This is a genomic window from Serratia sp. LS-1, from assembly GCF_003719595.1.
Lineage (GTDB): Bacteria > Pseudomonadota > Gammaproteobacteria > Enterobacterales > Enterobacteriaceae > Serratia > Serratia ureilytica.
In genome coordinates this window covers 3,416,832-3,432,121 of sequence record NZ_CP033504.1, presented here as the reverse complement: position 1 = coordinate 3,432,121, position 15,290 = coordinate 3,416,832, and the positions used below count along the sequence as shown (strand labels likewise).

General features: G+C 57.5%; 15 protein-coding genes. All 15 read left to right on the top strand.

Going from position 1 to position 15,290, the window contains the following annotated elements; translation table 11 throughout:
* Window positions 1-78: 78 nt before the first annotated feature.
* The 15 genes from rpsB (at window position 79) to rnhB (ending at window position 15,253) form a co-directional block, all read left to right on the top strand.
* Complete coding sequence (rpsB, locus tag EDY99_RS16460) at window positions 79-804, top strand: 30S ribosomal protein S2 (protein ID WP_016929891.1); 726 nt, start codon at window positions 79-81, stop codon at window positions 802-804.
* Window positions 805-933: 129 nt separating this feature from the next.
* Window positions 934-1,785 (top strand): translation elongation factor Ts, encoded by an 852-nt coding sequence (gene tsf, locus EDY99_RS16455; protein WP_033644872.1) that lies wholly within the window; start codon window positions 934-936, stop codon window positions 1,783-1,785.
* A 148-nt stretch (window positions 1,786-1,933) separates the two neighbouring features.
* Window positions 1,934-2,659, top strand: coding sequence for a UMP kinase (gene pyrH / locus EDY99_RS16450; protein ID WP_004931940.1), 726 nt, complete (start codon window positions 1,934-1,936; stop codon window positions 2,657-2,659).
* A 119-nt stretch (window positions 2,660-2,778) separates the two neighbouring features.
* Window positions 2,779-3,336, top strand: a complete 558-nt coding sequence (gene frr / locus EDY99_RS16445) for a ribosome recycling factor (protein ID WP_025160240.1) — start codon at window positions 2,779-2,781, stop codon at window positions 3,334-3,336.
* Between the two features lie 157 nt (window positions 3,337-3,493).
* Window positions 3,494-4,699 carry a 1-deoxy-D-xylulose-5-phosphate reductoisomerase gene (gene ispC / locus EDY99_RS16440; protein WP_046687715.1) on the top strand — a complete coding sequence of 402 codons (1,206 nt, stop codon included), beginning with the start codon at window positions 3,494-3,496 and terminating at the stop codon, window positions 4,697-4,699.
* Between the two features lie 268 nt (window positions 4,700-4,967).
* Complete coding sequence (gene ispU, locus EDY99_RS16435; RefSeq protein WP_033644874.1) at window positions 4,968-5,726, top strand: (2E,6E)-farnesyl-diphosphate-specific ditrans,polycis-undecaprenyl-diphosphate synthase; 759 nt, start codon at window positions 4,968-4,970, stop codon at window positions 5,724-5,726.
* Window positions 5,727-5,735: 9 nt separating this feature from the next.
* Window positions 5,736-6,578 carry a phosphatidate cytidylyltransferase gene (gene cdsA, locus EDY99_RS16430; protein WP_033644875.1) on the top strand — a complete coding sequence of 281 codons (843 nt, stop codon included), beginning with the start codon at window positions 5,736-5,738 and terminating at the stop codon, window positions 6,576-6,578.
* A gap of 27 nt (window positions 6,579-6,605) precedes the next feature.
* On the top strand, window positions 6,606-7,961 hold the full coding sequence (gene rseP / locus EDY99_RS16425; RefSeq protein ID WP_025304033.1) for a sigma E protease regulator RseP: 1,356 nt from the start codon (window positions 6,606-6,608) through the stop codon (window positions 7,959-7,961).
* Between the two features lie 35 nt (window positions 7,962-7,996).
* Window positions 7,997-10,423: an outer membrane protein assembly factor BamA gene (bamA, locus tag EDY99_RS16420; RefSeq protein ID WP_033652498.1), complete on the top strand. Its 2,427-nt coding sequence runs from the start codon at window positions 7,997-7,999 to the stop codon at window positions 10,421-10,423.
* Between the two features lie 156 nt (window positions 10,424-10,579).
* Window positions 10,580-11,077, top strand: a complete 498-nt coding sequence (skp, locus tag EDY99_RS16415; protein ID WP_004931958.1) for a molecular chaperone Skp — start codon at window positions 10,580-10,582, stop codon at window positions 11,075-11,077.
* Between the two features lie 3 nt (window positions 11,078-11,080).
* Window positions 11,081-12,103 carry a UDP-3-O-(3-hydroxymyristoyl)glucosamine N-acyltransferase gene (lpxD, locus tag EDY99_RS16410; RefSeq protein ID WP_033649808.1) on the top strand — a complete coding sequence of 341 codons (1,023 nt, stop codon included), beginning with the start codon at window positions 11,081-11,083 and terminating at the stop codon, window positions 12,101-12,103.
* 160 nt (window positions 12,104-12,263) lie between these two features.
* On the top strand, window positions 12,264-12,719 hold the full coding sequence (gene fabZ, locus EDY99_RS16405) for a 3-hydroxyacyl-ACP dehydratase FabZ (RefSeq protein ID WP_004931962.1): 456 nt from the start codon (window positions 12,264-12,266) through the stop codon (window positions 12,717-12,719).
* Between the two features lie 3 nt (window positions 12,720-12,722).
* Complete coding sequence (gene lpxA, locus EDY99_RS16400; RefSeq protein WP_033644878.1) at window positions 12,723-13,511, top strand: acyl-ACP--UDP-N-acetylglucosamine O-acyltransferase; 789 nt, start codon at window positions 12,723-12,725, stop codon at window positions 13,509-13,511.
* Window positions 13,512-13,514: 3 nt separating this feature from the next.
* On the top strand, window positions 13,515-14,663 hold the full coding sequence (gene lpxB, locus EDY99_RS16395; protein ID WP_004931967.1) for a lipid-A-disaccharide synthase: 1,149 nt from the start codon (window positions 13,515-13,517) through the stop codon (window positions 14,661-14,663).
* The gene (rnhB, locus tag EDY99_RS16390; protein ID WP_033644879.1) at window positions 14,660-15,253 is read left to right on the top strand and encodes a ribonuclease HII; all 594 of its coding nucleotides are present in this window, start codon (window positions 14,660-14,662) and stop codon (window positions 15,251-15,253) included. Before lpxB ends, rnhB begins: the two co-directional genes overlap by 4 nt.
* The last annotated feature ends 37 nt before the right edge of the window (window positions 15,254-15,290 follow it).

Sequence of the window (15,290 nt, the reverse complement as noted above, 5' to 3'; positions counted from 1 at the left end):
AGGTGACTTGTCGCCGCCAGGGTCGGCGTTATGGGATACGTGGAGGCATAACCCCAATTAATCTATAGAGGTTTAATCATGGCAACTGTTTCCATGCGCGACATGCTCAAGGCTGGTGTTCACTTTGGTCACCAGACCCGTTACTGGAACCCGAAAATGAAGCCTTTCATCTTCGGCGCTCGTAACAAGGTTCACATCATCAACCTGGAGCAGACTGTACCAATGTTCAACGCCGCTCTGGCTGAACTGAGCAAGATCTCTTCCCGTAAAGGCAAGATCCTGTTCGTTGGTACCAAACGCGCAGCAAGCGAAGCGGTAAAAGACGCTGCGAACAGCTGTGACCAGTTCTTCGTGAACCACCGCTGGTTGGGTGGCATGCTGACTAACTGGAAAACCGTTCGTCAGTCCATCAAGCGTTTGAAAGATCTGGAAATCCAGTCTCAAGACGGCACCCTGGACAAGCTGACCAAGAAAGAAGCGCTGATGCGCACTCGTGAACTGGCCAAGCTGGAAAACTCCCTGGGCGGTATCAAAGATATGGGCGGTCTGCCAGACGCACTGTTCGTTATCGATGCCGATCACGAGCACATCGCGATCAAAGAAGCCAACAACCTGGGTATCCCGGTATTCTCTATCGTTGATACCAACTCCAACCCAGACGGCGTTGACTTCATCATCCCTGGTAACGACGACGCAATCCGTGCAGTAAACCTGTACCTGACTGCTGTTGCTGCCGCTGTGCGTGAAGGTCGTTCTCAAGATCTGGCCGTTCAGGCGGAAGAAGGCTTCGTAGAAGCTGAATAATAAGGCAAGCTCGTCACTGAGCCCTTATTAACCAGGTATTGACATATGTTGGTTAGGGGGGCCTGTAAAGGCCCCCTTTGCTTATCTGAATGAGAACTGTCTCCACGCGAGATAACCGAGGAAAAATAAATGGCTGATATTACCGCTGCCCTGGTAAAAGAACTGCGCGAGCGTACCGGCGCTGGCATGATGGATTGCAAGAAGGCGCTGGTTGAATCCAACGGCGACATCGAACTGGCAATCGAAAACATGCGTAAGTCCGGTGCGATCAAAGCCGCTAAAAAAGCAGGCAACGTAGCTGCTGACGGCGTGATCAAAACCAAGATCGAAGGCAACTACGGCATCATTCTGGAAGTTAACTGCCAGACTGACTTCGTTGCGAAAGACGCCGGTTTCCAGGCGTTCGCCGACAAAGTGCTGGATGCCGCTATGGCCGGCAAAATCACTGACGTTGACGTGCTGAAAGCACAGTTCGAAGAAGAGCGCGTAGCGCTGGTGGCAAAAATCGGCGAAAACATCAACATTCGTCGCGTTGCTTCCCTGGAAGGCGACGTGCTGGGCAGCTACCTGCACGGCGCGCGCATCGGCGTTCTGGTTGCGGCTAAAGGCGCTGACGAAGAGCTGGTTAAGCAAATCGCAATGCACATTGCGGCGAGCAAGCCAGAGTTCGTGAAGCCAGAAGACGTGTCTGCTGAAGTGGTAGAAAAAGAGTACCAGGTTCAGCTGGACATCGCCATGCAGTCCGGCAAGCCGAAAGAAATCGCAGAGAAAATGGTTGAAGGCCGCATGAAGAAATTCACCGGCGAAGTTTCTCTGACCGGTCAGCCTTTCGTTATGGATCCGAGCAAATCCGTTGCTCAGGTGCTGAAAGAGCACAACGCTGACGTGACCAACTTCATTCGCTTCGAAGTGGGCGAAGGCATCGAGAAAGTCGAAACCGACTTCGCTGCTGAAGTTGCCGCGATGAGCAAACAGTCTTAATGACTGTCGATGGAACCGCCGTCTGGCGGTTCCATACTATCCAGCCAGAATTACACCGGTGGCAGGCCCTGCAGCGTGATGCTCACCTCAGGCGCGTTTCATCGGCTGAAATCCCCAATACTAATACTGCTTCTTAGGACAGAACACCATGGCAACCAATGCAAAACCCGTATATCAGCGTATTCTGCTTAAACTGAGTGGCGAAGCCCTGCAAGGTGCAGAAGGTTTTGGTATCGACGCCAGCGTTTTGGATCGCATGGCTCAGGAAGTGAAAGAGCTGGTCGAACTGGGAATTCAGGTCGGTGTAGTTATTGGCGGCGGGAACTTGTTCCGCGGCGCGGGGCTGGCGCAAGCCGGCATGAACCGCGTAGTGGGCGACCACATGGGAATGCTGGCTACCGTGATGAACGGCCTGGCTATGCGTGATGCACTGCACCGTGCCTATGTGAACGCCCGCCTGATGTCAGCGATCCCGCTGAACGGCGTATGTGATAATTACAGTTGGGCAGAGGCTATCAGCCTGCTGCGCAACAACCGCGTGGTGATCTTCTCCGCCGGTACCGGCAACCCGTTCTTTACCACCGATTCCGCTGCCTGCCTGCGCGGCATCGAGATCGAAGCGGACGTGGTGCTGAAAGCCACCAAAGTGGATGGCGTATACTCCGCCGATCCGGTGAAAAACCCGGATGCGACGCTGTATGAACAATTAACCTATCAGGACGTGCTGGAGCGCGAGCTGAAAGTGATGGATCTGGCGGCATTTACGCTGGCCCGCGATCACGGTCTGCCGATCCGCGTGTTCAACATGAACAAGCCTGGTGCGCTGCGCCGCGTGGTGATGGGTGAGAACGAAGGTACGTTGATCAGCAAATAAGGCTGTTCACACCTCTTTTTCGGAGCACGTGACGCCAGGCGCCGCGCGCTCTTCGAGTACGATTACGGGCTATACTTGAGTATCGCCTGCCAAGTAACCAGCTTCCAAGGGTTTGCAACGTGACTAATGAAATCAGAAAAGATGCTGATTCACGCATGGAAAAAAGCGTAGAAGCATTCAAAAACCAAATCAGCAAGATCCGTACCGGCCGCGCTTCTCCAAGCATTCTGGATGGCATCATGGTGGAATACTACGGCGCCGCTACGCCGCTGCGTCAGCTGGCCAACGTGACCGTGGAAGACTCCCGCACGCTGAAAATCAACGTATTTGACCGCAGCCTGAGCCAGGCCGTTGAGAAAGCGATCATGAGCTCCGATCTGGGCCTCAACCCGTCTTCCGCCGGTTCTGACATTCGCGTTCCGCTGCCTCCGCTGACCGAAGAACGTCGTAAGGATCTGATCAAGATCGTGCGCGGCGAAGCCGAGCAGGGCCGCGTAGCGGTGCGTAACGTGCGTCGCGACGCCAACGACAAGGTCAAGGCGCTGCTGAAAGATAAAGAGATCAGCGAAGACGAAGAGCGTCGTTCACAAGACGAGATTCAGAAAATGACCGACGCTTACATCAAGCTGGTCGACGCCGCGCTGGCGGAGAAAGAAAAAGAGCTGATGGAATTCTAATCAGCATCGCGCAGAAAAAAAGCGTCGCCTGGGCGGCGCTTTGTTTTTTGTGGCGCAGATCCCGTTTCATCGTACTGAAAGATCATGGACAAGCGGTGTCCAAGGTTCCACACTGGAGCACCTCCGATCTCATCAGACAGTTATTCAGAGTGAACTCATGAAGCAACTGACCATTCTTGGCTCGACCGGCTCGGTAGGGACCAGCACCCTGGCCGTGGTCAGGGCGAATCTCGACCGTTTTGCGATCAAAGCGCTGGTAGCCGGCCGCAATGTTGCGGTCATGGCGCAGCAATGCATGGAATTTCGGCCCGCGTTTGCCGCGATGGCGGATGAAAGCGCCGCGCGCGAGCTGCGCGCCATCCTGGCGGAGAACGGCGTCGCTACCGAAGTGTTGGCCGGGGAACAAGCGGCCTGTGAATTGGCCGCTTTGGATGACGTCGATCAAGTGACGGCGGCCATCGTCGGCGCCGCGGGGCTGTTGCCGACGCTGGCGGCGATCCGCGCGGGCAAGCAGGTGCTGCTGGCCAACAAAGAGTCGCTGGTCACCTGCGGCCGTCTGTTTATGGACGCGGTGCGGCAAAGCCAGGCGCAACTGCTGCCGCTCGACAGCGAGCACAACGCGATTTTTCAGAGTTTGCCTGAGAACATTCAGCGTCAGTTGGGATACTCTTCACTGGACAGTCATGGTGTTTCGCGCATCGTGCTTACCGGTTCCGGCGGCCCGTTCCGCACCACGCCGTTGGAACAGTTCGCCGCGATGACGCCGGATCAAGCCTGCGCCCACCCGAACTGGTCGATGGGCCGCAAGATCTCGGTGGATTCCGCCACCATGATGAACAAAGGTCTGGAATACATTGAGGCCCGCTGGCTGTTTAACGCCTCGGCCGAGCAAATGGAAGTGATCCTGCACCCGCAGTCGGTGATTCACTCGATGGTGCGCTATGCAGACGGCAGCGTGCTGGCGCAGTTGGGGACGCCGGATATGCGCACGCCAATCGCTCACGCGATGGCGTATCCGCAGCGTGTGAATTCCGGTGTGGAGGCGCTGGACTTCTGCCGTATCGGTTCGCTGACCTTCGCCGAACCGGAGCGTGAGCGTTATCCTTGCCTGTATTTGGCGATCGAAGCGTTTGATGCCGGCCAGGCGGCCACCACCGCGCTGAACGCGGCCAACGAAATCGCCGTGGCGGCATTTTTGCAGCAGCAGATTCGCTTTACCGATATCGCGGCGGTCAATCGCCAGGTGGTGGAACGTCTCGCGCTGCAGGAACCGACGAGCATCGAAGCGGTCTTAGACATTGACCGTCAGGCGCGCGCCGCCGCTGAGGAGCGGGTTCGCGCGTTGTGCGGCCGATCACGGTGATTATCCGATTTTGCTCGTAATTCGCGTGCGCCGCAGCGGGGCCGTTTGTTCATGCCCCGCTGAGGTGGTATAGTCTGCGCCACCTGTCAGCGGTTATACCGTTGAATTATGGCCCGATTGGCGCCTTGTGCGTCAATGGCGGCCCGGCTGCGCCGGGTGTCGCAAGGGCAGGCTGAAAGCCGTGTCGGGCACACGGCTTTTTTTGCGCGTAAGGGCCTGATGTTCCGGAAAGGCAGTTATATTTCTATTGAGGAAATAAGTACGAGTTATGTCGTCCGCAAACCAACAAGAGGCTAATCCATCTTCCCCGGGGCCGCGCCATGTCGCCATTATCATGGACGGTAACGGACGCTGGGCCAAACGTCAGGGCAAGTTACGTGTCTTCGGTCATAAAGCAGGGGTGAAATCGGTTCGCCGCGCGGTCAGTTTTGCCGCCAGCCACCATTTAGATGCGCTCACGCTTTATGCCTTCAGCAGCGAAAACTGGAACCGTCCGGTGCAGGAAGTCTCTGCCCTGATGGAGCTTTTTGTCCGCGCTTTGGATAGTGAAGTAAAAAGCCTGCATAAACATAACGTCAGGCTGCGAGTGATCGGCGATATCAGCCGATTCAGCGCGCGTTTGCAGGAGCGGATCCGCCGCTCTGAAGCTCTGACGGAAAATAACGATGGCCTGACGCTCAATATCGCTGCCAACTACGGCGGCCGTTGGGATATCATTCAGGGAGTAAGGGAACTGGCCGAACAGGTACGGGTAGGCGAGTTGCACCCGGATCAGATCAGCGAGGAATTATTGAACGAGCGGGTTTGCATGAGCGACCTGGCGCCGGTGGATCTGGTTATCCGCACCGGTGGCGAGCATCGCATCAGTAATTTCCTGCTGTGGCAAATCGCCTATGCTGAACTTTACTTTACTGATGTGCTCTGGCCTGATTTCGATGAACTTGTCTTTGAAGGTGCGCTGAATGCATTTGCACAACGTGAGCGCCGCTTCGGGGGAACAACACCTAACGGCGCCGATGCGTCCTAGGGAGAACTTTTGCTGAAGTATCGCCTCATAACTGCTCTGATTTTAATCCCGATCGTTATCGCGGCGCTGTTCCTGTTGCCGCCGTTGGCCTTTGCTCTGGTAACGCTCGTCGTGTGCATGTTAGCTGCCTGGGAGTGGGGCCAATTGGCCGGTTTTACCTCCCGTTCGCAGCGCATCTGGTTGGCGATACTGTGCGGTTTTCTGCTTGCGCTGATGATGCTCAGCGTCCCCGCTTACCATCAATCCGTGCCGCAGATAAGCGGCTCGCTGTGGCTGTCGTTGGCCTGGTGGCTGGCGGCGTTGCTGTTGGTGCTGTTCTATCCCGGCTCGGCCGCTATCTGGCGCAATTCGCGCCCGCTGCGCCTGCTGTTTGGCCTGCTGACCATCGTGCCGTTTTTCTGGGGCATGCTGGCGCTGCGCCAGTTCGGCTACGAGCAAAACCCGTTTACCGGCGCCTGGTGGCTGCTGTACGTGATGTTGCTGGTGTGGGGCGCAGATTCCGGTGCCTACATGTTCGGCAAGCTGTTCGGCAAGCATAAGCTGGCGCCGAAGGTCTCACCGGGCAAAACGTGGGAAGGTTTGATCGGCGGGTTGCTGACGTCGGCGGTGATCTCGTGGCTGTTCGGCCGCTACGCGCCGCTGAACGTGGTGCCGACCACGCTGCTGGCCTGTTCGGTGATCGCCGCGCTGGCTTCGGTGCTGGGCGATTTGACCGAAAGCATGTTCAAACGCGAAGCGGGCATCAAGGACAGCGGGCATTTGATTCCCGGTCATGGCGGCATACTGGATCGTATCGACAGCCTGACCGCGGCGGTGCCGGTGTTTGCCTGCCTGATGCTGTTGGTGTTTTAATCCGTCGATGACGGAAAGTGAGGGATGATGGTCAGCGTGCTTTGGAACCTGGTGGCGTTTCTGATTGCGCTCGGTATCTTGATTACCGTGCATGAGTTCGGACACTTTTGGGTTGCCCGTCGTTGCGGCGTGCGCGTTGAACGCTTCTCCATCGGCTTCGGCCGGGCGCTGTGGCGCCGAACCGATCGCCAGGGCACCGAGTACGTTATCGCTCTGATCCCGCTCGGCGGCTACGTGAAGATGCTGGACGAGCGCGTGGAGTCGGTGGCGCCGGAGATGCGCCACCAGGCCTTCAACAATAAAACCGTCTGGCAGCGCGCGGCCATCATCAGCGCCGGCCCCATCGCCAACTTCCTGTTTGCTATCCTTGCCTACTGGCTGGTGTTCATCATCGGCGTGCCGAGTTTCCGTCCGGTGATCGGCGAAATCGCGCCGCAATCGATCGCCGCCAAGGCTGAAATTTCGTCTGGCATGGAACTAAAGTCGGTTGACGGCATCGAAACGCCTGATTGGGAGTCAGTTCGTCTGGCGCTGGTGGCGAAGATTGGCGATGCGCAAACCGAAGTCGGCGTAGCGCCGTTCGGCTCTTCGCAGGTGGTGACCAAAACCCTGGACTTGCGCCAGTGGAACTTTGAACCGGACAAGCAGGATCCCGTTGTCGCGCTGGGGATTATGCCGCGCGGCCCGCAGATCGAATCCGTGTTGGCGGAAGTGCAGCCGAACTCGGCGGCGCAAAAGGCGGGTTTACAAGCGGGGGACAGGATCGTTAAAGTCGATGGTCAGCCGTTGGGTCGTTGGCAGACGCTGGTGAAGCGTATCCACGATGGCCCGGGGCAACCGCTGGCTTTGGAGATTGAAAGAAACGGCGCCCCCTTGTCTTTGACGCTGATACCGGATACAAAGCCGGTGGGAAAAGACAAATCGGTGGGGTTTGCAGGCATCATTCCAAAGGTGCTGCCGCTGCCGGAAGAGTATAAGACGATTCGCCAGTATGGACCGTTCCCGGCGCTGTATCAGGCCGGCGACAAGACCTGGCAGCTGATGCGGCTGACGGTCAACATGCTGGGCAAATTAATAACCGGTGATGTAAAGCTGAACAACCTGAGTGGCCCGATCTCGATTGCACAGGGAGCTGGGGCGTCAGCCGGAGTCGGATTCGTGTATTATCTGATGTTCCTGGCGTTGATTAGCGTCAACCTGGGGATCATCAACCTGTTCCCATTACCGGTGTTAGATGGTGGGCATCTCCTCTTCCTGGCGATAGAAAAGCTGAAGGGTGGGCCGGTTTCCGAGCGAGTACAGGACTACAGCTACCGCATAGGTTCGATCGTGTTGGTGTTGTTGATGGGTCTTGCACTTTTCAATGATTTTTCCCGCCTTTAGGGGCGGGGATAGGTTAGGAAGAACGCATAACAACGATGGCGATGAAAAAGTTGCTCATAGCGTCGCTGCTGTTTGGCAGCGCCACCGTATACGGTGCAGACGGGTTCGTAGTGAAAGACATTCATTTCGAAGGCCTGCAGCGAGTTGCCGTCGGTGCGGCGTTACTCAACATGCCGGTTCGCGTCGGCGATACCGTCACTGACGATGACATCAGTAATACCATTCGTGCCTTGTTTGCCACCGGCAACTTCGAGGACGTGCGCGTACTGCGCGATGGTAATACCTTGATCGTGCAGGTGAAGGAACGTCCTACCATCGCCAGCATCACTTTCTCCGGCAACAAGTCGGTGAAGGATGACATGCTCAAGCAAAACCTGGAAGCCTCCGGCGTCCGGGTGGGCGAGGCGCTCGACCGCACCACGATTTCCAGCATTGAAAAAGGGCTGGAAGACTTCTACTACAGCGTCGGTAAATACAGCGCCTCGGTGAAAGCCGTGGTCACGCCGTTGCCGCGCAACCGTGTCGACCTGAAGCTGGTGTTCACGGAAGGGGTCTCCGCCAAGATTCAACAAATCAACATCGTCGGCAACCACGCCTTCACCAACGACGAACTGATCTCGCGCTTCCAACTGCGTGATGAAGTGCCGTGGTGGAACCTGGTCGGCGATCGCAAATACCAGAAGCAAAAACTGGCGGGCGATCTCGAAACCCTGCGCAGCTTCTATCTGGATCGCGGCTATGCCCGCTTTAACATCGATTCTACCCAGGTGAGCCTGACGCCGGATAAAAAAGGCATCTACATCACCATCAACATCACCGAAGGCGATCAGTACAAGCTTTCGGATGTTGTCGTGAACGGCAACCTGGCCGGCCACTCGGCGGAAGTCGCTCAGATCACCAAAATCGAGCCGGGCGAGCTGTATAACGGCAGCAAAGTGACCAAAATGGAAGACAACATCAAAACGATGTTGGGCCGTTATGGTTACGCCTACCCGCGCGTCGGCACCCAGCCGGAGATCAATGACGCGGATAAAACCGTCAAGCTGCACGTCAACGTTGACGCGGGCAACCGTTTCTACGTGCGCCGCATCAAGTTCGAAGGCAACGACACCAGCAAGGATTCCGTACTGCGTCGCGAAATGCGCCAGATGGAAGGCGCCTGGCTCGGCAATGAGCAGGTCGAGCAGGGCAAGGAGCGTCTGAACCGCCTGGGCTACTTCGAAACGGTCGACGTGGAAACCCAGCGCGTGCCGGGCACTGCCGATCAGGTCGACGTGACCTACAAGGTGAAAGAACGCAACACCGGTACCTTTAACTTCGGCGTCGGTTACGGCACCGAGAGCGGCGTCAGCTTCCAGGCCGGCGTGCAGCAGGATAACTGGTTGGGTACCGGCTACTCGGTCGGCATCAGTGGCACCAAGAACGATTACCAGACGTACACCGAATTCTCGGTCACCAACCCGTACTTCACCGTTGACGGTGTGAGCCTGGGCGGCCGCGTCTTCTACAACGACTTTAAAGCGGATAACGCGGACCTGTCCGACTACACCAACAAGAGTTACGGTGTTGACGGCACGCTGGGCTTCCCGATCAACGAAAACAACTCGTTGCGCACCGGCTTGGGCTATGTCCACAACGGCCTGTCGAACATGCAGCCGCAGATCGCCATGTGGCGTTACCTCGACTCGATGGGTGTGGATGCGAACAAGACCGACCGCGCCAGCTACTCGACGGACGACTTTACCCTGAACCTGGGCTGGACCTACAACAACCTGGACCGCGGCTACTTCCCGACTTCGGGTAACCGCACCACGTTGAACGGCAAGGTCACCATTCCGGGCTCGGACAACGAATACTACAAGGTGACGCTGGACAGCGTACAGTACGTGCCGATCAACGACGACCGCACCTGGGTGCTGTTGGGTCGCGGCCGTCTGGGTTACGCGGATGGGCTGGGCGGCAAGGAAATGCCGTTCTACGAGAACTTCTACGCCGGTGGTTCGAGCACCGTGCGTGGCTTCCAGTCCAACACCATTGGTCCGAAGGCGGTGTACTACAACTCCAATTCGTACCAGTGCCAGTTCAACGCCGGCAGCACCACCGATCGTCAGAGCATCTGTGGTTCGGATGACGCGGTGGGCGGTAACGCCATGGCGGTCGCCAGCCTGGAGCTGATCACCCCAACGCCGTTCATCAGCGAGAAATACGCCAACTCTGTGCGCACGTCGCTGTTCATCGATGCGGGTACCGTGTGGGATACCAAGTGGAAGAATACCAACGAGACGCTGATGTACGGCGTGCCGGACTACAGCAAGGCCAGCAATATTCGTTCTTCCGCCGGTATCGCGCTGCAGTGGATGTCGCCATTGGGGCCATTGGTGTTCTCTTACGCCAACCCGATCAAGAAATACGAAGGCGACAAGTCCGAACAGTTCCAGTTTAACATCGGTAAGACCTGGTAACGGGTCTCGCCTCTGGGCATAACAGTTATTAAGAATCGCAATGGCCAGGCGCCCGCCGGCAGAGGGAGATGATTCTCATTGTTTGGTGGGACAAGTCTGGCAAATTGTGTACTTCAGTGTCATATGACACAAATGGGTGATGGTAAGGAGTTTATAGTGAAAAAGTGGTTGTGTGCCGCAGGCCTCGGTTTAGCAATGGCTGCTTCAGCTGGCGTTCAGGCAGCAGATAAGATCGCTGTCGTTAACGTCTCCAGCATTTTCCAACAGCTGCCGGCCCGCGAAGCGGTCGCTAAACAGCTGGAAAACGAGTTTAAAGGCCGTGCAAGCGAACTCCAGAACATGGAACGTAGCCTGCAGACCAAAATGCAACGTCTGCAGCGTGACGGCGCTACCATGAAAGCCAGCGACCGCAGCAAGTTGGAAAAAGACGTGATGGCGCAGCGCGAGCAGTTCTCTCAGAAAGCCCAGGCTTTCGAGCAGGACAACCGTCGTCGCCAGATGGAAGAGCGTAACAAGATCCTGAGCCGCATTCAGGACGCGGTGAAATCTGTCGCGAGCAAAGGCGGTTATGACGTGGTGATCGACGCCAACGCCGTTGCCTATGCAGACTCTTCCAAAGATATCACTGCTGACGTGCTGAAACAGGTTAAATAACACATGCTTTCAATTCGACTGGCTGATTTAGCGCAGCAGTTGGATGCACAATTGCACGGTGATGGCGATCTCGTCATCACCGGCATTGCTTCTATGCATTCGGCACAGCCTGGCCAAATCACGTTTTTGTCAAACAGCCGCTATCAAGAGCAGCTGTCTTCCTGCCAGGCAAGCGCCGTGGTGCTTACCGAAGCGGATTTACCACACTGCCGTGCTGCGGCGCTGGTGGTTAAGAACCCTTACCTGACCTATGCGCGCATGGCGCAGCTGATGGACACCACGCCGTCGCCGGCTCAGGATATCGCGCCAAGCGCGGTTGTCTCGCCTGAAGCGCAGCTGGGGCAGAATGTCGCCATTGGGGCGAACGCGGTGATCGAGTCGGGTGCGGTGCTTGGCGATAACGTGGTTATCGGCCCGGGCTGCTTCATCGGCAAACACGCACGCATCGGCGCGGGAACGCGTCTGTGGGCGAACGTAACGATTTATCATGCGGTCGAAATCGGCCAGCGCTGCCTGATTCAGTCGGGCACCGTGATCGGCGCAGACGGTTTCGGCTATGCGAATGAGCGCGGCGAGTGGATCAAGATCCCTCAGTTGGGCACGGTGATTATCGGCGATCGCGTCGAAATCGGCGCTTGCACCACCATTGACCGCGGCGCTTTGGATAACACCCAAATCGGGAATGGTGTTATCATCGACAACCAATGCCAGATTGCACATAACGTCGTGATTGGCGACAATACCGCCGTCGCCGGCGGTGTGATCATGGCCGGCAGCCTGAAAATCGGCCGCTACTGCCAGATTGGCGGCGCCAGCGTGATCAACGGTCACATGGAAATTGCCGACAAGGTTGTTGTTACCGGAATGGGAATGGTTATGCGACCAATCACCGAACCTGGGGTATACTCTTCGGGCATTCCGTTGCAGCCTAACAAGGTTTGGCGTAAAACCGCTGCGTTGGTAATGAATATCGATGAGATCAGCAAGCGCTTGAAAGCTGTCGAACGTAAAGTCGGAAAAGACTAGTCATTGCCGCCCGCTCTCGCGGGTACAAAACGAAACGCGTTGGTCGTGAGACCAAAAGCGCAAAGAGATGTTAATTTGCGGCCTGCATGATGATCTCCTTTTGGGGTCAGCGCAGGCCGTGTTGTTGATGCCATCAGTTTTTAGAGACAGGAAGAGTATTTTGACTACTGACACTCATACTCTGGATATTGCAGAAATTTTGGATCTGCTTCCTCACCGTTACCCGTTCTTGCTGGTCGACCGCGTCCTCGAGTTTGAAGAGCATAAATATCTGCGTGCGGTGAAGAACGTATCGGTGAATGAACCGTTTTTCCAGGGCCACTTCCCTGGCAAACCGATTTTCCCAGGCGTATTGATCCTGGAAGCCATGGCGCAGGCCACCGGCATCCTGGCGTTTAAAAGCGTCGGCAAACTGGAACCGGGCGAGCTGTATTACTTCGCTGGTATCGATGAAGCTCGCTTCAAGCGCCCTGTGGTGCCAGGCGATCAGATGGTCATGGAAGTCACCTTCGAGAAAACTCGCCGCGGTCTGACTCGCTTCAAAGGCGTGGCGACCGTTGACGGTAAAATTGTCTGCGAAGCAACCATGATGTGTGCCCGCAGCCGGGAGGCTTAATCCGTGATTGACCAAACCGCCTTTATCCATCCTAGCGCGATAGTCGAAGAAGGCGCCGTGATTGGCGCCGGCGTGCATATCGGCCCTTTCTGCTACGTCGGCTCCCAGGTGGAAATCGGCGCCGGCACGGTGCTGAAATCCCACGTGGTGGTGAACGGCATTACCAAGATTGGCCGCGATAACCAGATTTATCAGTTCGCCTCTATCGGCGAAGTGAATCAGGATCTGAAATACGCGGGCGAGCCGACGCGTGTGGAAGTGGGCGATCGCAATCGCATCCGCGAAAGCGTCACCATCCACCGCGGCACCGCGCAGGGCACCGGCCTGACCAAAGTGGGCAACGATAACCTGCTGATGGTCAACGTGCATGTCGCCCACGACTGCGTAGTTGGCAACGCTTGCGTGCTGGCCAACAACGCCACGCTGGCGGGGCATGTGGAAATCGACGATCACGCCATCATCGGCGGCATGACGGCGATCCATCAGTTCTGCATTATCGGCGCGCATGTGATGGTAGGCGGTTGTTCCGGTGTCGCTCAGGACGTGCCTCCGTTCGTCATCGCTCAGGGCAACCACGCTACGCCGTTCGGCGTCAACGCGGTCGGCCTCAAGCGCCGCGGTTTTGACAAGGATGAAATGCAGGCGATCCGCAACGCCTACAAAATCCTGTATCGCAGCGAAAAAACGCTGGATGAAGCGAAAGCGGAAATCGAAGCCCTGGCCAAAGAGCAGCCGGTGGTGCAGCAGTACCTCGATTTCTTCACCCGTTCTACCCGTGGCATCATTCGCTGAGTTATGTCGAATCGTCCATTGACTATCGGATTGGTCGCCGGAGAAACCTCCGGTGACATTCTCGGCGCCGGTTTGATCCGTGCGCTCAAGGCGCAGATCCCTGACGCGCGTTTCGTTGGCGTCGCCGGCCCGCTGATGCAGGCCGAAGGGTGCGAGGCCTGGTACGAAATGGAAGAGCTGGCGGTAATGGGCGTGGTGGAGGTGCTCGAGCGCTTGCCACGCCTGTTGAAGATCCGCAAGGATCTCACCCGCCGCTTCGGTGAGCTGCGGCCGGACGTGTTTGTCGGCATCGACGCGCCGGACTTCAACATCACGCTGGAAGGCCGCCTCAAGCAGCGCGGCATTCGCACCATCCACTATGTCAGCCCTTCCGTGTGGGCCTGGCGACAAAAGCGCGTTTTCAAAATAGGCAAAGCCACCGATTTGGTGCTGGCCTTTCTCCCTTTCGAAAAAGCGTTTTACGATCGTTTCAACGTCCCCTGCCGGTTTATCGGTCACACCATGGCGGACGCTATGCCGCTGCAGCCCGATCGGTTGGCGGCGCGCGCTCAGCTTGGCATCGCTCCGCAGGCGCGCTGTTTGGCCTTGTTGCCGGGCAGCCGCGGCGCCGAAGTCGAGATGCTGAGCGCCGACTTCCTCAAAACCGCGCAGCTGCTGCGCACGCGTTATCCCGAGCTGGAAGTGGTGGTGCCGCTGGTCAACGCCAAACGGCGTGAGCAGTTTGAGCGCATCAAGGCCGAAGTGGCGCCGGATCTGACCGTACACCTGCTGAATGGGCAGGGGCGTGAAGCGATGATCGCCAGCGACGCGGCGCTGCTGGCATCCGGCACGGCGGCGCTGGAATGCATGCTGGCCAAGTGCCCGATGGTCGTGGGCTATCGCATGAAGCCGTTCACTTTCTGGTTGGCGCAGAAGCTGGTGAAAACGCCTTATGTCTCGCTGCCGAATCTGCTGGCGGGGCGGGAGATCGTCACCGAACTGCTGCAGCATGACTGCGTCCCGGACAAACTGGCCGCCGCCGTGATGCCGCTGCTGGAAGAGAGCCCGGAAACCGACGCGTTGAAACAGACTTTCCTTACCTTGCACCAAAGCATCCGTTGCGGTGCGGACGAACAGGCCGCTCAGGCTGTGTTGGAGCTGGCGAAAGCATGATTGAACCCTTTATCTATCCCGCTGCCACGCTGATTGCCGGTGTGGACGAAGTGGGCCGCGGCCCGTTGGTCGGCGCGGTGGTCACCGCCGCCGTGATCCTCGATCCGGCGCGGCCGATCGTCGGGCTGGCGGACTCCAAAAAGCTCAGTGAAAAACGCCGGCTGGCGCTGTATGACGAAATCGTCGCCAAAGCGCTCTCCTGGAGCCTGGGGCGCGCCGAACCGGCGGAAATCGACCAGCTGAACATTTTGCACGCCACCATGTTGGCGATGCAGCGCGCGGTGGCCGGGTTGCATATCGCGCCGGACATGGTTTTAATCGACGGTAACCGTTGCCCGAGCTTGCCGATGCGTTCGCAGGCGGTGGTGAAGGGCGACAGCCGCGTGGCGGAGATCAGCGCGGCGTCCATTCTGGCGAAGGTCACGCGCGATCGCGAAATGGCCGAGCTGGACAGCGAGTTCCCGGACTACGGTTTCGCGCAGCATAAAGGCTACCCGACCGCCTTCCACCTGGAGCGGCTGGCCGCGCTGGGCGCCACCGAGCATCATCGCCGCAGCTTCGCGCCGGTGAAAAGGGCGCTCGCGCTGTAGCCTGCGAGCCTGACCGGCTCGACGATAGCATTAACCC